The organism is Corynebacterium variabile (genome assembly GCF_006539825.1).
GTDB lineage: Bacteria > Actinomycetota > Actinomycetes > Mycobacteriales > Mycobacteriaceae > Corynebacterium > Corynebacterium variabile.
Genome location: NZ_BJNT01000012.1, coordinates 70682 through 88838 on the forward strand (window position 1 = coordinate 70682; position 18157 = coordinate 88838).

Annotated in this window: 17 protein-coding genes; 12 read left to right on the forward strand and 5 right to left on the reverse strand. The window is 63.5% G+C overall.

Annotated elements, in window-relative coordinates; genetic code table 11:
• Positions 1–6 precede the first annotated feature (6 nt).
• Positions 7–1059 carry a LacI family DNA-binding transcriptional regulator gene (locus CVA01_RS08050; RefSeq protein ID WP_141329916.1) on the reverse strand — a complete coding sequence of 351 codons (1053 nt, stop codon included), beginning with the start codon at positions 1057–1059 and terminating at the stop codon, positions 7–9.
• A 367-nt stretch (positions 1060–1426) separates the two neighbouring features.
• Between CVA01_RS08050 and CVA01_RS08055 the strand changes: the two genes are divergently transcribed.
• Positions 1427–2530, forward strand: a complete 1104-nt coding sequence (locus CVA01_RS08055) for an SGNH/GDSL hydrolase family protein (RefSeq protein ID WP_141329918.1) — start codon at positions 1427–1429, stop codon at positions 2528–2530.
• A 4-nt stretch (positions 2531–2534) separates the two neighbouring features.
• Here the strand turns inward: CVA01_RS08055 and CVA01_RS08060 are convergent, their stop codons facing one another.
• The 3 genes from CVA01_RS08060 to CVA01_RS15460 are packed head-to-tail and all read right to left on the reverse strand — an operon-like array spanning position 2535 to position 4379.
• On the reverse strand, positions 2535–3053 hold the full coding sequence (locus CVA01_RS08060) for a nucleoside deaminase (RefSeq protein ID WP_141329920.1): 519 nt from the start codon (positions 3051–3053) through the stop codon (positions 2535–2537).
• Positions 3046–3999 carry a solute carrier family 23 protein gene (locus CVA01_RS08065; protein ID WP_218024563.1) on the reverse strand — a complete coding sequence of 318 codons (954 nt, stop codon included), beginning with the start codon at positions 3997–3999 and terminating at the stop codon, positions 3046–3048. Before CVA01_RS08065 ends, CVA01_RS08060 begins: the two co-directional genes overlap by 8 nt.
• Positions 3996–4379 (reverse strand): solute carrier family 23 protein, encoded by a 384-nt coding sequence (locus CVA01_RS15460; protein ID WP_218024564.1) that lies wholly within the window; start codon positions 4377–4379, stop codon positions 3996–3998. Before CVA01_RS15460 ends, CVA01_RS08065 begins: the two co-directional genes overlap by 4 nt.
• A gap of 28 nt (positions 4380–4407) precedes the next feature.
• Between CVA01_RS15460 and CVA01_RS15465 the strand changes: the two genes are divergently transcribed.
• The 3 genes from CVA01_RS15465 (at position 4408) to CVA01_RS08075 (ending at position 7472) form a co-directional block, all read left to right on the forward strand.
• The gene (locus CVA01_RS15465; RefSeq protein ID WP_280528070.1) at positions 4408–4875 is read left to right on the forward strand and encodes a LysR family transcriptional regulator; all 468 of its coding nucleotides are present in this window, start codon (positions 4408–4410) and stop codon (positions 4873–4875) included.
• A 2-nt stretch (positions 4876–4877) separates the two neighbouring features.
• Positions 4878–5318 (forward strand): LysR substrate-binding domain-containing protein, encoded by a 441-nt coding sequence (locus tag CVA01_RS15085; protein ID WP_244938219.1) that lies wholly within the window; start codon positions 4878–4880, stop codon positions 5316–5318.
• A 354-nt stretch (positions 5319–5672) separates the two neighbouring features.
• Positions 5673–7472, forward strand: coding sequence for an ATP-dependent nuclease (locus tag CVA01_RS08075; RefSeq protein ID WP_141329922.1), 1800 nt, complete (start codon positions 5673–5675; stop codon positions 7470–7472).
• 36 nt (positions 7473–7508) lie between these two features.
• On the opposite strand, the gene lepA is transcribed toward CVA01_RS08075, so the two are convergent.
• Entirely contained in the window at positions 7509–9359 is a 1851-nt protein-coding gene (gene lepA, locus CVA01_RS08080; protein ID WP_014009508.1) for a translation elongation factor 4, read from the reverse strand.
• A gap of 172 nt (positions 9360–9531) precedes the next feature.
• On the opposite strand from lepA, the gene CVA01_RS08085 reads away from it, so the two are divergent.
• The 8 genes from CVA01_RS08085 (at position 9532) to CVA01_RS08120 (ending at position 18157) form a co-directional block, all read left to right on the forward strand.
• Positions 9532–10959: an ABC transporter permease gene (locus CVA01_RS08085; RefSeq protein WP_141329924.1), complete on the forward strand. Its 1428-nt coding sequence runs from the start codon at positions 9532–9534 to the stop codon at positions 10957–10959.
• A 60-nt stretch (positions 10960–11019) separates the two neighbouring features.
• Positions 11020–11574 (forward strand): type II toxin-antitoxin system PemK/MazF family toxin, encoded by a 555-nt coding sequence (locus CVA01_RS08090; RefSeq protein WP_244938209.1) that lies wholly within the window; start codon positions 11020–11022, stop codon positions 11572–11574.
• Between the two features lie 45 nt (positions 11575–11619).
• Positions 11620–12246 (forward strand): alpha-ketoglutarate-dependent dioxygenase AlkB family protein, encoded by a 627-nt coding sequence (locus tag CVA01_RS08095; RefSeq protein ID WP_170209731.1) that lies wholly within the window; start codon positions 11620–11622, stop codon positions 12244–12246.
• Positions 12243–12851 carry a DNA-3-methyladenine glycosylase I gene (locus CVA01_RS08100; protein WP_141329930.1) on the forward strand — a complete coding sequence of 203 codons (609 nt, stop codon included), beginning with the start codon at positions 12243–12245 and terminating at the stop codon, positions 12849–12851. Before CVA01_RS08095 ends, CVA01_RS08100 begins: the two co-directional genes overlap by 4 nt.
• Before the next feature lie 37 nt (positions 12852–12888).
• The gene (locus tag CVA01_RS08105; protein ID WP_141329932.1) at positions 12889–13956 is read left to right on the forward strand and encodes a hypothetical protein; all 1068 of its coding nucleotides are present in this window, start codon (positions 12889–12891) and stop codon (positions 13954–13956) included.
• 199 nt (positions 13957–14155) lie between these two features.
• The gene (gene rpsT / locus CVA01_RS08110; RefSeq protein ID WP_141329934.1) at positions 14156–14425 is read left to right on the forward strand and encodes a 30S ribosomal protein S20; all 270 of its coding nucleotides are present in this window, start codon (positions 14156–14158) and stop codon (positions 14423–14425) included.
• Positions 14426–14676: 251 nt separating this feature from the next.
• Positions 14677–16596 carry a calcineurin-like phosphoesterase C-terminal domain-containing protein gene (locus CVA01_RS08115; protein ID WP_244938210.1) on the forward strand — a complete coding sequence of 640 codons (1920 nt, stop codon included), beginning with the start codon at positions 14677–14679 and terminating at the stop codon, positions 16594–16596.
• 169 nt (positions 16597–16765) lie between these two features.
• Positions 16766–18157, forward strand: a complete 1392-nt coding sequence (locus CVA01_RS08120; RefSeq protein ID WP_141329938.1) for an NAD-dependent succinate-semialdehyde dehydrogenase — start codon at positions 16766–16768, stop codon at positions 18155–18157.

Below are 18157 nucleotides of genomic sequence, written 5' to 3' on the forward strand. Positions count from 1 at the left end.
GTTCTCCTACTGATTGTCGGAATCGGTGGACGGATGGGAACCGCAGGTACTGCCGATGTGCAGTTCGTGCGGGTGAAAGGTCTGGATATCGTCGGGCCGTCGCCCGGAGGCGAGTTCGACGAGTTTGCGGATGGCGCTGGACGCCATGACGTGGGTGGGCTGGACGATGGTCGTCAGGTCGATGTAGGCGTTGCGCAGACCGCGGGCGCCGTCGAAACCGACGACAGCCATGTCCGCGGGAACGCGGATTCCGGCGTGGACGAGCCGGTTTATGAGGCCTGTCGCGATGGCGTCGGCGCCACACACCACGACCTCCGGAAGTGTCTTCTGTCCGAGGAGGTACTCGGCGGCGATGTCGCCGCCGACGATGTTCAGCTCGGTGGACATGATCCGGTTCTTCGGAATGATGATCCCCGCTCCGGTTGCGGAGGCGAGGAATCCCTCGATGCGACGGCTTGTCGCATAGGAACGGAATCCTCCGGTGGCAATGGCGATGTCCCGGTAGCCGTGGCTGAGGACGTGATCCATGAGGTCACGACCTGCCTGGAAATCGTCGATACCGTCGAAGGGGATGTCCTGTATCTGGGGGATGCGTCGAGAAAGCAGAACGACAGGAACGTGACTCTGCCGGAGTTCGCGGATTCGTTCGCCGTCATCGAGATTGAGCGTGGTGAGAATGATCCCCCGTGCGCCGGCCTCGGTGAGTGCGTTCACGGATCGGCGGACCTGGGCGGGGTTACCGTCACTGTTGGCGACGAGCACCTCCATGTCGAGTTCGCGGGCGGCACGGACCGCCTCCCTGGCGAGCTCGGCGTAGAAGGGGTTCATCACGTCGCCGAGGACGAGACCGACAGATCCACCATGGGCGGTGGTACCGGTGTTGACCTCCAGACCGCGCTTCTTCGCTTCCTTGAGGATGCGGTGGCGCAGACCGTCGGACACACCCGGCTTGCCGTTGAGTGCGTAGCTGACGGTGGCCCGGGAAACACCGAGGTCGCGTGCGAGGGCAGCAGCAGTGGTGCTGCTGGTGGAGCGGCGACGCTCTACTGCTGCGGTCATACTTGTGCCCTGCCTCACATTTGACTATCGGTGTGGAACGGAATACTTCCACTCGTCGAACATGTTAAGCAATCGTTCACTGATCGCCGCGTTCACCTGGTCATTTGTCGCCGTCGCCGACTACCGCGAGCGAGAATTCCCGCCGGAATGCGAGTTCCCGTCCGCCCCGGTTGCGCGGCGTGAGGGCCAGATGATTCTGCAGGCATGCCCATTTTCCGCATCCCGTATGAACTTCCGAGCTCTCCCTGCGGCGGTTTCCCCAGGTTGCGACTGAACCTCAGACAAAGTACCTTGCGCGACTGTGATCCACGTCTCTACTGTTAGCTGAGTCCGTATTCACTGACGGCCACAACACCGAGGAGAACCCATGAGCAGGATGCCCACAGGCTGGATGAAAGCCGCCACCGCCACCATCGCGATCGGCACCCTGGCCCTCGCCGGGTGCAGCTCGTCGGACGATTCCACCACGACCGACACACCCACGTCAGCCGGTGCTTCAGCCGACACATCGGGCACGCCAGCCGCCCCTACCGGTGAGCCCCTCGCCGGCGGGGCAATTACCGAGGGGGTCTTCTTCGGCGACAGCCTCACCGACGCCGGCACCTACGGCTACCGCTTCACCACCATGCCAGGACAGACCTGGGCCCAGCACATCGCCGACGGCCTCGGCCAGTCGACGGAATCCAACGAGCACGTCGCTGACCCGAATGATGTCTACGTCGGCAAGCCCGGAGAGCCCGGCCCCGGTGGCCTGAACTACGCCGAAGGCGGTGCCAAGGCGAACTCCGCGTACTCCGCGGTCTCGGACGCCGCAGACGGAACACCGATCTCCGTGAAGGTCCAGGTCGACCGCTTCCTCGAGCAGCACCAGAAGTTCGACCCGGACCAGCTCGCCACGGTGTACATCGGCACCAACGATGTCGCCTACAACTACGACCCCTCCATCAACCCGGAGATGGCGCAGTCCCTGCGCGACAACACACCTGCCCCGGAGAACGTCATGGCGTCCGAGGACGCGCGCGTGCGCACCGCCGCATCCGACGAGGCCGACCAGGTCCAGCGCATGCTGGACAACGGCGCGGAGCACATCCTGGTGTTCAACGTCTTCGACCTCGCGAAGCTCCCCTGGTTCGAGTCCGACGCATCCCGCGACTACGTCCATACGCTCGCGACCTCCTACAACGACGAGTTGACGAACTCCCTGCCGGACGATCCCCGTGTCCAGGTGCTGGACACCTGGTCCTTCGTCGACGATCTGGTGGAGAACAAGGAGGACAACGGCTTCACCCACGGCGCCAATGAGGACGCCTGCCGCGAACCCGGCCAGAACGTCTGCGAGAAGGACGCCTGGGCCAGTGAGGACGCCGACCAGACATACATCTTCAGCGCCGCCGAGCACATGACGACACGCGCGAACGAACTCCTCGCCGACTACGTGACCGCGCAGATCAACGAGAAGTTCGGGAAGTAGCCCCCTACCCCTCCGTCGGCCGCCAGAACCCGAGGTGCGGCGCCGCAGCCTCGTCCTCCAACGCCGGACCGTGGATCTCGATGACGCGCTGCCCCCGCGCCGCGACCTCGCGGCAGGGCAGATCGAAGGTCGGGTTCTCGGGGTCATCACCGGTCAGAGTCGCCAGCTTCTTCTCCGACAGTGCGTAGACGATCCGGCCGATGCCGGTCCAGTACACCGCACCGGTGCACATCACGCACGGCTCGGCACTGGTGTAGAGCGTCGCTCCGGCGAGTTCCTCCAGCATCCGCTTCGTCGCAGCCTCAGCGGCCGCAGTGAGCTCGGCATGCTGGGTGGGATCGCCCTCCGGGGGCATCGAGTTGTTGCCCTTCGCCGAGAGGACGACGCCGTCGGCGTCCACCACGAGGGCGGCGAACGGGTGGCGCCCCCGCTGCTTCGACTCCTCGGAGAGTTCGATGGCCCGGCGCAGGAATCCCAGGTCAGTCTCGGTGAGTCCGGCGTTGTCGGTGAGGTTGTCAGTCATTGTCGGTGTTCTTTCGGTTGAGGATGAGATTGAGGACCACCGCACAGATCGCGCAGAGGAAGATGCCGCTGTCCAGCACCAGACGGGCAGTGCCGGAAAAGTGTCCGAAGAGTTCCGGGGACGCCATCGGCAGCACGCCCACGGAAAGGGATACCGCCACGATCAGCGCGTTGTTCGTCCCCTCGAACTTCACCCGGGCGAGTTCCTGGATACCGGCGGCGGAGGTCACGCCGAACATGATGATCGCACTACCGCCCAGCACGGACGGCGGGATGGCGGCGATGACCGCCCCGAGTTTCGGTACCAGGCCCATGAGCACCATGATGACGCCGGCGACAGTGACCACGAAACGGCTGCGGACCTTCGTCATGGCGATCAGGCCGGTGTTCTGGCTGAAGGCGTTGAGTGGGAATCCGTTGAAGAACCCGCTGACGACCGCGGCGAATCCCTCACCACGGAAGGTGTCCGAGAGCCGACGCTGGGTGATCGGGGCCTTGATCATCCGGCCGATGGCGAGGCTGTTGCCGGTGGTCTCGGCCATGATGACGATGAGGGCGAGCGTCATCACGAGGACCGGCGACAGGCTGAACTGCGAACTGCCGAAGTGCAGCGGGGCGGAGATTCCGATCCAGTCCGCGTCCGCGACACCGGAGAAGTCGGTCAGTCCCATGCACAGAGCTACGACAGTGCCGACGACCATGCCGATGAGCACCGAGAGACTGGCCAGCAGTCCGGTGAACATGACATAGCCGATAACCGTGACCAGGACAGTCACCGTGACGAGGATGAGGTATTTCGTGGCGCCGAAGTCGTCTGCATTCTCACCGCCACCGAACCAGCCGGCGGCGGTCGGCATAAGGGAGATGCCGACGATGGTGATGAGGCAGCCGATGACGACCCGCGGGAAGAACCGCAGCAGGCGCGAGAAGAACGGCGCAAGGATCACACCAAGCACACCGGCGGCGATGACGGACCCAAGATGTAACGGATCCCGTAGTCCTCGCCGATGAGCAGCATCGGTGCCAGGGCGATGAAGGACGCCCCCTGGATCAGCGGGAGCCGGGATCCGAACCGCCAGATGTCGGTGGTCTGCAGGACGGTGACGAGACCGCCGATGATGAGGTTGCAGTTGATCAGGATGATGACCTCGGAGTTGTCGAGGCCGAGGGCGGAACCGAGGATGAGGGGCACGGCGACAATGCCGGCGTAGATGACGAGGACAAGCTGGAGCCCGAGACTGAGCATGGAGCGCCACGGGAGGACCTCGTCGACCTCCGGCGGATTCAGCCTGTCGGGGCGGGTGGAGGGTGGAGTTGTGGAGGACATGGACGCAGAAAGTATGGCGATCCGGACGATGTGCACAGTGAGTGTCCATCGTTCATTCCGATACATCGCTGTGCAGCTCCCCTCCCCTGTTTCGCGCTGCGGTGTGCGGCCGGAGGACGTACGGTGCTGCTGTGCGACTCACTCTGGAACAGGTCGAGGCCTTCGTCCTCGCCCCCGGCACGGCTCCTTCTCCAGGGCCGCCCGGGCAATGGGACGCAGTCAGTCCACGGTGAGCACATCCATCGCGAACCTGGAGATCGCGCTGGACACAGAGCTGTTCGACCGATCCTCGCGTTTCCCGGTTCTCACCGCGGAAGACGAGACGCTGCTCCAGGAGGCCAAGGCCCTCTATGACCGCGGACACGCCTACGAGCGGCTCGGGGACTCCCTCTTCCAGGGCCAGCCGACGAACATCACCCTGGCGGTGGGGATCCCCACCGTCAGCTCTCCCCTGTACTCACCCGGTTCGCCGACGAGTTCCCCTTCGTCGACCTGACCATCCGGAATCCAGCGAACGGTGACGTGCGTTCCAGCGTGCTGGATGACGAGACACTGCTGGGGGTCGCCTTTGCCCTGCCGGACTACCCGGAGGATCTGGCGTTCCGTCAGCTCGGTAGGCTGTTCATGACGCATGTGGTGCACCGCGACCATCCGCTGGCTACTGTCCGTAGCCCCAGCTTCGACGACATCCGTGACGTCCGGCATCTCGCCTACGCCTCGTACTCTCGAGCATTGCCGACCAGTGAGTACCTGCAGTCGACGCAGACCTGGCATTCCGACAGCTACCAGGCGCTCATCGAGTTGATGAAGTCCGGCGTGGGGTGGGCGACGGTCCCTCGCCAGCTCATTCTCAAGGGGATCGCCACCGGAGAGCTCGTGGAGCTGCAGCTGGGCGCGTACCCGTTCACCGACTGGGAGATGAACGTGGACCTCATCTGACGGCGGGGACGCCGGTTCCCGCCGGTCGAGGAATGGCTGCGCCTCCAACTCTGTCGGCACCGCATCCACGAGGTCGGCCGCGACGGACAGGAAACGACGCGGTTGTGAGGGTTCACCTTCCATCACCCCCATTCGAGAAATCTTTACCCTTACACTGTTCCCAAGAAAATGTTCCACTAGACTATCTCTCAGCACAGTCACTACTATAGAATACCCTTTGCCCCGACGACCGCCATTCGACGAGCCGCTCTACTTCACAAAGCAGCAGAACCCATTAGGAAATAAATACAAGCACACAAGAACGCAAGTGGCGAACTTGCAGTTATTAATAGCAATTCATCAACTACAGGAAAAATGACAAATCGGAATCTCACTGAAGGGAATCGTGTTTTGAAACTACGCAAAGTATCTGTAAGAAAGTATAGAAGTATCGATCGGCAGGCAAGTTTCGATGTGGGGAATTTCTCGGTCCTCATTGGACCCAATAATCAAGGCAAGTCTAACCTGCTTAGAGCAACGGCATTGGGAATGGCAATCATCCGGGGATGGAGTCGTATAGCACCGGGTCGGAGCGCCCTTCGAGAACCCCCAATCTCTTACGTGCTCTCAGTATCACGTCGAGGTATTCCCTCACATAGTCATGGTGCAGACATAGAGTATTATTGGGATAGAGATTTTCCAGTGTTTGCACGACAGAGAAAAGGGGCTCAGACCAGTACAATCATACAGCTTGATTTTGCTCTAAGTGCCTCCGAGCGGGACGAATTTAAATCTTCCACAGGTATCTCCATCAACGACAACCTTCCCATCAAAATAACCCTGGGTGAAATGAAAGTCAAACTCGAAGTACCCAAGCAAGGTAAGGGAAATCACGATCTCAAATCAAGGGCAATCGCACGCTTTGTGGACAAGCACATTTCAATGCTGTATATTCCAGCAATTCGAACAAATTTGACTGCGATCGACATAGCGCAAGAGATTCTCACATCAAGACGACGGAAGCTCCAAGAAGACGAAGAATATAATCAACTTCTCGAAAAGATTCAGTCCTACCATGATTCGATAGATTCTGATGTTGAGGAAATCCTAAAGCGCACTCTAGATAGATTCGTTCCAGGTACACTGGCGGTTGACTTAAAGACCAAGTCCGTAGCAAGTTCCTGGGAAATTGAGGATATCTCGATAGATGACGGTTCTTTGACTTCGCTAACATCTAAAGGTGATGGTATTCAGAGCTTGGTCGCCCTAGCCCTTACGCTCGAGTGGACCCGCTCAAGAAATCACCCCGATAGACAACTTATCATTGCAGTCGAAGAGCCAGAATCGCACCTTCATCCTGGAGCCATCCATGAACTCAGATCAGTCCTATCGGGGATTTCCGAGGACCATCAGGTTATGGTTACCACCCACAGTCAGTCACTAGTGAATAGAAATAGTATTGGTCAGAACGTGATCGTGAGCGATCGCACCGCACATCCAGCTCGAAACATTGAAGATCTAAGAAAAATACTCGGAGTAGAAGTATCGGATTCTCTCACTAGTGCTGAGGTCATGATAATACTTGAAGGAAAACTGGACTACTTAACACTACCAAAGATTCTGGGTCTGAAGGAACCACGAGTCCGGGAACTCATTAAATCTGGTAGAATCACTTTCATGGCAGCTGGTTCCGGAAGTAAAATATCAACCCTTGTGGCTGCTGCCAATGCCATACTAGCAAAACCCATCGCGATCGTAGACGGAGACAGTGCAGGAAAGAGCGACGTCAAGAAACTCCTTGAGTCCGGCAAGATCAACAATACTTCCGTGGTCTCAATTGCGAGACCGAACAGCAAGTATTCAGAATTGGAGGATCTCTTCAAAGACTCCATCTACATGGAAAGTGTCGAATCCGTCATTGGATTCTCGCTCAACGAGAAACAGAAGTCCACTCTCGCAAATGGCCAGACTCAAGCTTGGAGCGAACGACTCCAGAGAATTCTCGAAGATTGTGGAGTGCCAGATGCCGAGAAAACAGTCGCTAAGGCCAAATCCGTTGTCGCCGACCGAGTTTCCGCCTCGGTAGACCGAGGGGAAAATGTAATTCGGGAAGAGTGCTCTCAAATTATTGACAGGATGGCAGAAATGATCGTCCGAAGCACCCCAGAGAGGTAACTTCTAGTTTAGGGATACGGCGGAAGTTTTCTACTTTTAGCCCTCATCAGTCGACAAAGCAGCAACAAACGCCTCCTGCGGCACAGACACCGACCCAATGGACTTCATGCGCTTCTTGCCTTCCTTCTGCTTCTCCAGCAGCTTCTTCTTGCGGGAGATGTCGCCACCATAGCACTTACTGAGGACATCCTTACGCAAAGCGCGGATATTTGTGCGGGAGATGATCTTCGACCCGATGGCCGCCTGCACCGGCACCTCGAACTGCTGACGGGGGATCAGCTCCTTGAGCTTCTTCGTCATCTTATTGCCGTAATGCAGGGCATTCTCCCGGTGCACGATCGCAGCGAAGGCGTCCACCGGCTCCCCCTGCAGCAGGATGTCGACCTTCACCAGATCCGCCAGCTGCTCGCCGTTCTCCTCGTAGTTCAGCGACGCATAGCCCTTCGTCTTCGACTTCAGCATGTCGAAGAAGTCGAAGATGATCTCACCCATCGGCATGTAGTAGCGCAGCTCCACACGGTCCGTCGACAGGAAGTCCATGTTCTTCATCTGGCCGCGCTTCTCCTGGCACAGAGTCATCACCCCACCCAGGAACTCCTCCGGCACGATGATGGTCATGTCCACCATCGGCTCGTAGACCTCCTTGATCTTCCCCTCCGGCCAGTCCGACGGGTTCTGCACGAACAGCTCCTCGCCGTTCTCCGCGACCACCTTGTAGACCACGCTCGGCGCGGTCGAAATCAGGTCCAGGTCGAACTCGCGCTCCAGACGCGTCCTGGTGATCTCCATGTGTAGCAGCCCCAGGAAGCCACAACGGAAACCGAAGCCCAGCGCAGTGGACGTCTCCGGCTCGAAGGTCAGCGAAGCATCATTGAGCTGCAGCTTCTCGATCGCCTCACGCAGATCCGGGTACTGGTCGGCCGAGACCGGGAACAGGCCCGAGTAGACCATCGGTGTCGGCTCCGAGTAGCCCTTCAACGGCTCCGTCGCCCCCTTGTTCGCCCACGTCACCGTGTCGCCCACCTTCGACAGGCGCACATCCTTCACACCCGTGATGATGTAGCCCACCTCCCCCACGCCGAGGCCCTTCGACTTCGTCGGCTGCGGGGAGACCACACCGATCTCCAACGCCTCATGCGTCGAGCCCGAGGACATCATCGTGATCTTCTGGCGCGGCTCCAGCGTGCCGTCGACCATACGGATATAGGTCACCACACCACGGAAGATGTCGTAGACCGAGTCGAAGATCAGCGCGCGGGCCGGCGCATCCTCATCACCGGTCGGGGACGGCACCAGCTCACAGACCTTGTCCAGCATCTCCGGGATGCCCTCACCGGTCTTCGCCGAGATACGCAGCACCTCCTCCGGCTCACAGCCGATGATGTTCGCGATCTCCAGGGAGTACTTCTCCGGATCCGCCGCCGGCAGGTCGATCTTGTTGAGGACCGGGATGATCTCCAGGTCTTTCTCCATCGCCAGATAGAGGTTCGCCAGGGTCTGCGCCTCGATGCCCTGCGCGGCGTCCACCAGCAGGATCGCACCCTCACACGCCTCCAGGGCGCGCGAGACCTCGTAGGTGAAGTCCACGTGGCCGGGGGTGTCGATGAGGTGCATCACCAGCTCCTCGCCCTTGTTCGCCCCGGAGCGCGGGATCCACGGCAGGCGCACGTTCTGCGCCTTGATGGTGATGCCGCGTTCGCGCTCGATGTCCATGTTGTCCAGGTACTGATCGCGCATGTCACGGTCGTCGATGACGCCGGAGAGCTGCAGTATGCGGTCCGCCAGGGTGGACTTGCCGTGGTCGATGTGGGCGATGATGCAGAAGTTGCGGATACGACTCGGCTCCGTGAACGTGTCGAGGGCGTAATTCTGCTGCTTCGGCGCCATGGGGGTCCTCCTGGTGATGCGCTGCCCTGGCCCGGGGTGCCGGGCAGGTGGATATCGGGTCGAGCCTACCAAGTGGCCCCGCGCCCCCTGCCCGACGACACCACGCCGCCGCCACAGCCCCGATCACCCTCACACTGCCCGCACCCCAACTGTCAGTTAAGATAATCCCGTTATGGATACAACTGAACACTCTGAACACAGCGAGGCGTCCTCCGCCGACCAGCACACCGACCACCTCGTCTACGCAATGCCTCCGAAGAAGTCGGCGTACCGACGCTGGTACGGCGCACAGCACCCCAATGTCCAGATGGTGCTCTCCCAGCTGTGGATGCCCGTGTTCATGCTCATCATGTTCATTCTCTGCTACGTCGCCCCCTTCCAGCACGCCGCCCCGCGCGACGCCCCCATCGGCGTCGTCGGCACCGTCGAGGAGACCCGGACCCTCCAGGCCGCCGCCGACCGGGGCGAGCCCGGCGCGATCGCGTTCGAGAACCTCCCCGACTACGCCACCGCTACCCGGCAGGTCAGCGACGGCGACCTCGCCGCCGCCTATGACGTGGACTCCCACACGCTCATCACCGCCTCCGCCCTTCAGGCCCAGGCAGCGAACATCATCCCGAAGATCGTCACCCCGGTACTGCCCGCCCTCGAACAGGACGAGACCCCGACCGTCGACGACCTCGCTCCCCTGCCCGCCCACGACATCGGCATGACGCCCATGTACCTCATGATCGCCTGGTGCATCTCCGGCTACCTCGCCGCCATGTTCGTCGGACTCATGGGTGGTCCACTGGGCCGGCGCGTCCGCTTCTTCATCATCGCCTGCACCGCGGTCCTGCTGAGCTTCCTCTCCGCCCTGCTCGTCGACCCGATCCTCGGTGCGATCACCGGTCACTTCTGGGCGCTGTGGGGCCTCGGCTTCATCTGGGCTTTCGCCATCGGCGCAGCCGTCAACGGAGTCTCCTACTTCGTCGGACGCTTCGTCGCCGTGCCCGCGATGCTCATGTGCATCTTCCTGTCGATGCCAGCCTCCGGTGGCGCACTGCCGATCTGGATGATGCCCCGGTTCTTCGAATGGATCTCCCGCGGCGTCGTCGGCAACGGCATCACCGAGATGCTCAAGAAACTCGTCTACGGCGTCGGCCCCGGCTACACCCACGGCTGGATCCTGATCGCCTGCTACATCCTCGCCGGCGTCCTGCTGTCGCTGGTCGGCAAGCCCTTCCGCGAGCGCAGGCTCATCCGCCGCATCCTGCGCGGACGCACCACCATGTTCCAGGACGCCCAGAAGGCCGCCGGACGCCACGGGGCGGTCGAACAGAAGAAGGTCCTCGCCGCCCACGGCCTGGAGATCCGCGAGTCCGACGGTGCTGTCATGCGCATCCCGGCAGAGGCCCACCACCACGGTCTGCGCGAGAAGGTCGACGAGGTCGCAACCCACATCGACGAGGCTGCATCCGAGAAGGCGCAGCACCACGGAGGTGCGGTCGTCTCCGCCGACGGCACGCTGCTGAAGGACGCCCCGGTCACCGGTCTCGAGGCCACCCAGGGCGACTTCGAGGACCTGCGGTCACAGACCCGACGAGACAACGACGGGTAGCACTCCGGGCCCGTGGCGACGAAGCGGCAACCGAACCAAGGTAGGGCTACCATGGTCCCCATGACGGAGCCCGCCCGCACCCACAGCAATCCCGTCCGCAGGGCCCGGCATTTCATCGAGCGCCACTTCCACCACCGCGGCCACCTCGACCGCGGCATCGATGAGCTGCACGCGAACCTCGGACTGTCCAACGGCCCGACCGTCGAGCGCGAGGACCGCTCGGTCACCGTCACCGTGCCCACCGGCACCCTGGCCCGCCCGGTGATCTACGCCCCCGACATGGACGGACAGGTCGATCCCGGCGAGGTCGTCTGGTACGGCGTCGTCCGCGCCAAGGACGTTGCCCCCGAGATGCGCGCCTGCCTCATCATCGGACGCAACGAGCACACCCTGCTCGGCATGCTCATCAGCTCGAACCCGGAACACCGTACCGACGACAACTGGATCCCCATCGGCACCGGACTCTGGGACCCCAGGGGCAACAAGTGCTGGGTCCGCATCGACCGCGTGGTGGAGATCCCCGAGGCCCGGATCCAGCGTCGCGGCGTCTCCATGCCGGAACGACGCTACGACCGCATCGCCGGCGCACTGCGCACCGAGCACGGCTGGTCCTGAGTGGCTGCTGTGCCGTCAGAACCCGACCAGCACGGACTGTTCGACATGCCCGAACCACCCCGCGAACCGGTCGACCTGCCGTCCGGGGCACGGTTCCTGCCTGACTGGCTGACCATGGACCAGCAGCAGTGGATCGTCCGCCAGTACCGGCAGTGGCGCAACGGTCCGGTCCCGCCGCGGCGCCCCCGCTACGGCTCCGGGCAGATGAGCGTGGAGATGCTCTCCCTGGGCTGGCACTGGGCCGGCAACGGGTTCTCCCGGAATGCCGTCGACGTCAACAACGCCCGCATCCTGCCGATGCCGGACTGGGCGGTGAAGGTCGGCCGGATGGTCACCGGCGATCCGACGTACACACCCGACAGCCTGCTGGCGAACCACTACGGCCCGGGCGCGACAATGGGCATGCACCGCGACGCCGACGAGTCCTCCCCCGCCCCGGTCGTCTCGCTGTCGATCGGCGACACCTGCCGCTTCCGCTTCGGCAACGCCGAGACCCGCACGAAGCCGTACACCGATGTCGAGCTGCGTTCCGGAGATACCTTCGTCTTCGGTGGCCCCGCACGGTGGAACTTCCACGGCGTCCCCAGGGTCCTCGACGGCACCGCGCCGGACGAGTGCGGCATCACCGGCCGGCTGAACATCACCATGCGCGTGACAGGAATGGACTCATGAGCGACTCAGGACTCATCACCGGCGACGACGGGCTGGCGCGTCCGGCATGGGCCGCGTCCGACCCGCTGCTTCGCGACTACTACGACACCGAATGGGGCATGCCGGTCCGCACCGAACAGGGCATGTTCGAGCGGCTGAGCCTGGAGGCCTTCCAGTCCGGGCTGAGCTGGGCGACGATCCTGCGTAAACGTCCGGCGTTCCGCGCCGCCTTCGCCGACTTCGATCCGGACGCGGTCGCCGCCTTCACCGACGTGGACGTGGAACGTCTCATGGCGGACGCCGGCATCGTGCGCAACCGTCGCAAGGTCCTCGCGACACTGAATAATGCCCGGGCCACGGTGGCCATGCGGAGCAACGGGAACACGGAAGACCGGGACCTGGCGTCCTTCATCTGGTCCTTCGCGCCGGAACGCACGCCGGAGCCGGAGAGTATCGGGGAGATCCCGACGACCTCGGCGGAGTCCGTGGCACTGGCGAAGGCGCTGAAGAAGCGCGGTTTCGCCTTCGTCGGGCCGACGACGATGTTCGCTCTGATGGAGGCCGTGGGCATCGTCGACACGCATCTGGTCGGCTCGTGGCGCAGGGGTAGCTCGGGGGTGTGGTGATCCGTGGCACACTCGTCAGTGAAAGGAGAATACTTTCATGACTGAGACCACCAGGACCTTCACCCCTTTCGAGGCGTTCGAGCTGGAGATCTGGGGACTGCGCAACGCCTTCGACCGCAACCGGACGGTGCCGATTCTGCTCGATTTCGCGGTGCGGCAGCGCGACCACTCCCTGTCCGACGCGGTCGAGGCGACACTGCAGATCTACCGTCGCTACCGCGAGCGCTACCGGAAGGACGCCCCCACCACCTCGAGGACCTCCATGCTCATCCCGGAGATCGAGGCCTACTCCAACGGACTGCGTACCGAGGAGAAGGATGCACTGATCACCCTGCCCGGGACCGACGGTGGCGAGGTGAACTACGTGGTCGATACCGACCTCTTCCGCGAGGTCGACGGCAACCGGGAGTACCCGTGGCGCGAGCGCGAGCCGGTCTCCATTCCGGATGCTGCAGCAGCCTGGGCGACGGCGGTCAAGAGGGTCGCAGCTATCGGCATCTCGGTCGACTACTACGGGTCAGGACGCACCGCCGACCGGTCCGGCGCCTTCACCTGCCGCATCAGGGGCGGGCAGCCGGGCCTGGCACCGCAGTCCCCGCTGACCCCGGAGAAGGCCTGGTACCAGGTGCGACTGCATGAGGGGCTGACCGACGCCGAGCGGCTCGCTGTGCTGGGCGAGATCCTCGGCTACATCTTCCTCGGCTACGCCCCGCAGGTGTGGTCGGGCGGGGCGCCGTGGACGAACAAGGAGTCCCTGGTGCCTGAGGCGCCGGCGACGTCCCACTGGTGGATCGCGCCGGAATCCCGTGCGAAGTCGTCAGAGACCCCGGGTCCGCTGCTGCGCGCCACCTCGCGCAGCTTCACCGACATGGAGGCCCGGCAGGCGATGCTGGCCGGGGCCGTCGGTGCGGCCCGGGCAGGGCTGATCCCCTTCCTGGCGTCCGATGGGGAACTCGGGTCGCCGGGGCGGGTGCTCAAGGACATGCGCTGGGTGCCGGTACTCCAGGCTGCGGTGCAGATCGAGGAGCTGCTGGGTGGGAGGATGCGTCCTCCGGTGGCCGCACCGCCGACGGGCAGGACGTCCCGGGGCTTCGATGAGGCGTGAGTGTGAGGCGTGAATTGGGGCACTGCGCTGCACGCGTGTAGGGTGTGTCAGGTTGACCCGCGACCGTGCGTGGCGCATTCACCGCATCCGGCAGGACCTTGGGCCGGATGTCAGAGACCGTGTCTGCGGCTGACCCGCACGAAAGTGGCGAACGATCAGAAGTATCGCCAGATTCACCGTTCAGGAAGAGGTATTCCCCATGGCCAACATCAAGCAGCAGAAGAAGCGCGTCCTCACCAACGAGCTCGCCCGTCAGCGTAACCAGGCTGTCCGTTCCCGCCTGCGCACCGAGACCCGCAAGTTCCACGCCCTGGTCGCCGCCGGCGACGCCGAGGGTGCCGCCGCTCAGCTGCGCGTCGCCTCCCGTCTCTACGACAAGGCCGCCACCAAGCACGTCATCCACAAGAACAACGCCGCCAACAAGAAGTCCGGTCTGGCTGCCGAGCTGAACAAGCTCACCGCCAAGTAAGTCGGCCTCTGCGGCGCCTCGTGCGCCGGTGGCACTCTTCACCGCCCGTCATCCTCCACGGATGGCGGGCGGTGTCGTCGTATCCGGGGGTTCGCCCACGCCACCACCTGTTCACTCCCCCACCACCGGGCTGCCACATCAACGCCACTGCCTCGTGACCCGGCGTCCCTAAGCTCCCGTGAGGTGCGGACAACCACCGCATCATCCACTCTCCCAACCTCTCAGGGGCTTACTCTCCCATGACCTCTCGCATGACTTCCTCGTCATCCTCACGCCGGCACCTCACCGCTGCGTCCCTCGCCATCCTCACAGCGCTCACCGCGTCTGCCGCCTCCACCACAGCCACCGCCGTCGCCGACGACCTGCCCGGCTCCTCGCCCGCCGGCTCAGCAGGCTCGGCCGGGTCAATCACCGGCTCTCTCCCCGGTTCCCTTCCCGGCTCCTCCGACACTGGACCCGGTGGCCCCTCCACCAACGACGGCCTCTACGAAGGCCGGGTCGAGGTCTCCGACGATCCGGCCGAGGACCAGTCCACCTTCACCGGCCGGGTCTTCGACGACACCAACCGCAACTCCACCCTCGACGACGGCGAAGAGCCGATCGCCGGCGTCCCCGTGAGCAACGGGGTCGACGTCGTCACCACCGACGATGAGGGACGCTACGAGCTGCCCGCCGGTGACAACCTCACCCTGTCGGTCACCCAGCCGGCCGGCTGGCAGGTGCCGGTCGACGCCGACAATTTCGCCCAGTTCAGCTACAACCACCTGCCGGAGGGCTCCACCGACCTGAAGTTCGGTGGCCTGGAACCGACCGGCGACGTGCCGGCCGCGGTGAACTTCCCCATGGCGAAGTCCGAGGCTACGGCAGCCAAGGACCAGTCCTGCCCGGTCGCCGCGGACACCCAGACCTACGACAAGGAGGAGGTCGGGTACGCCGCCAAGGGTGGCCCCGCCGACCTCGCCGAGCGCAATGACTACGCCGGCTGCGGCGTCATGCTGCTGGGCGACAATGTCGGCGACGACCTGTCACTGAACCCGGATCTCCGCTCGCTGTACGCGGGCATGAACGGCCCGGTGCGCGCGTTGCCCGGCAACCACGACATGGACTACGACGCCGCGGACGACTCCCACGCCACCGACACCTACCGGCAGGACTTCGGCGCGACGCACTACTCCTACAACGTCGGCGACACGCACTTCATCGCCCTCGACAACATCGAGTACAAGGGCGCGAACCCGGACGGCTCGAAGAACGGCTATCTGGAGAAGGTCGGCGAGGAGCAGCTGACCTGGCTGAAGAACGACCTCGCCCAGGTCGACGAGAATGCACAGGTGGTGGTCTACTCCCACGCACCGATCGTGAACTACAAGGAGCTCATCACCGATGACGCTCTTGATTTCTACGACGCGGTCTCCTCGCACCCGAACCTGGTGACCGTCGGCGGCCACACCCACACCCTCGAGCACCTGCTCGCCGGCGAGCAGCGTCAGGAGTGGAAGGACGCCGGGTTGTCCGAGCTGCCGAACGATCAGATCGTCGCCGGTGCGGTCTCCGGTGACTGGTACTCCGGCGGGCTCAACAAGAACGGTGTGCCCTACGCCTACACCTCCGAGGCCGCGGAGCCTGGCGTGTACACGCTGACCTTCTCCGGCGACGAGCCGGGAACCTACGGCGGGTACTACACGGTGCGTGGTGCCGACCAGGCACACCAGCAGCTCATCGGCATCAACTCGCCGACCTGGCGTGAGTGGGCCGAGAAGGCCCAGGCGTGGCAGGACGACGACAAGGCGGGCGATGAGCCGGCCTCGATTGATCCGCTGACGGTGTCTACTGAAGATCTGAAGGACGGCAAGTCCTTCCTGACCTCGAGCTTCTTCGGTGGTTCCACCGAGGCGACGGTGTCTGTCTCCTTCGACGGTGGGAATGCCGTGGACGCCGAGATCACCCAGCCTGCCACCGGCGAGGGCGAGAACAAGGGCTGGGAATTCACCGATCCGATCTCCGCGACCGAGAACCTGTCGACCACGGGCAATGTGGCGCAGTCCAGCCCGCACCTGTGGCGGACCGCGGTCCCGGCCGACCTGACCCCGGGCGAGCACACCGCCGAGGCCACGGCGACGGACCGCTACGGTGCCGAGTACACCGAGACGGTGACGTTTACGGTGGAGTAGGTCCCGGGGGTGACCGGGGGTCACGGTCAGCGACGGTCGGCAACAGTCAGCAGAGCTCAGTCATGGTCGGCACGCCTGTGTGCAACATCACCCTGCCGAAACCGCCTGAGGTGGACCTAAACTCGGGAAGTGAACAGCGAACCACCTACCGTACGAAAGGACCACCACCATGGCGTACGCAACCACCAACCCTTACACCGGAGAGGTCGTCAAGACCTTCCCGACCGCCACCGCCGAGGAGATCGACCAGGCGGTCACCGGCGCCGATGCCACGTTCCGCACCTGGTCGCAGACCCCGGTCGAGGAGCGCGCCGCGGTCCTCGCCAAGGCTGCGGAGATCCTGCGGGCGAACAAGCGCGACTATGCCGAGACCCTGACTCTCGAGATGGGCAAGCTCATCGGTGAGGCGGAGGCCGAGGTAGAACTCTCGGCGGGCATCCTGGAGTACTACGCGAACCACGGTGCCGAGGCGCTGGCCCCGCGGTACCTCCGGGCCGAGGGATTCGGCGATCAGGATGTCGCCCTGGTCAATGACCCGCTGGGTGTCCTCTACGCCGTGGAGCCCTGGAACTTCCCCTACTACCAGGTCATCCGCATCAGCGCTCCCCAGTTCCTCGCCGGCAACACCATCGTGCTCAAGCACGCGTCGAATGTGCCGCAGTCCGCGCTACGCATGGTTGAGCTGTACCGCCAGGCCGGTGCCCCGGAGAACCTGCTGACCAATGTCTTCGCCGGTCATGACGCCACCGACCGGATCCTCGCCGATTCGCGTGTCCGCGGTGTGGCTCTCACGGGTTCCGAGGGTGCCGGCGCCGCCATTGCGTCGGCCGCCGCGAAGAACCTGAAGAAGTCGACCCTGGAGCTCGGCGGTGCGGACGCTTTCGTCGTCCTGGAGGACGCGGAGGTCGAGAAGGCCGCGAAGTGGGCCGCGTTCGGCCGGCACTGGAATGCCGGTCAGGTTTGTGTCTCCTCCAAGCGGCTGATTGTCGTCGATGCAGTGTACGACCGGTTCCTGACCGAGTACCGCCGTCATGTCGCCGAGCTGGTCGCCGGTGATCCGATGGATCCCTCCACTACGCTGGCACCGCTGTCGTCCCAGCAGGCTGCCGATGATCTCGCGGTGCAGGTCGAGAAGGCGAAGGCCGAGGGTGCGACCGTCGAGGCGATCGGTGCTGAAGTCCCGGAGCAGGGGGCGTTCGCCCGCCCGTTGCTGGTGACCGATATCCCGGAGGGCTCCGCGACGTCGCAGACCGAGTTCTTCGGTCCGGTCACGCAGCTCTACCGGGCCAAGGACGAGGAGGACGCCGTACGCATCGCCAATGACACGCCGTTCGGCCTCGGCGGTTCGGTGTTCTCCACCGACATCGAGCGTGCCCGCAAGGTCGCCCGCCGTATCGAGACCGGCATGGTCTTCATCAACCAGCCGACCGGTGTGAAGGCCGACGTTCCCTTCGGCGGTGTGAAGCACTCCGGCTACGGCCACGAGCTCATCGACCTGGGCATCAAGGAGTTCGTGAACCAGAAGGTCGTCGTGGTCAGCGACATCGACGGCTCCTTCTAG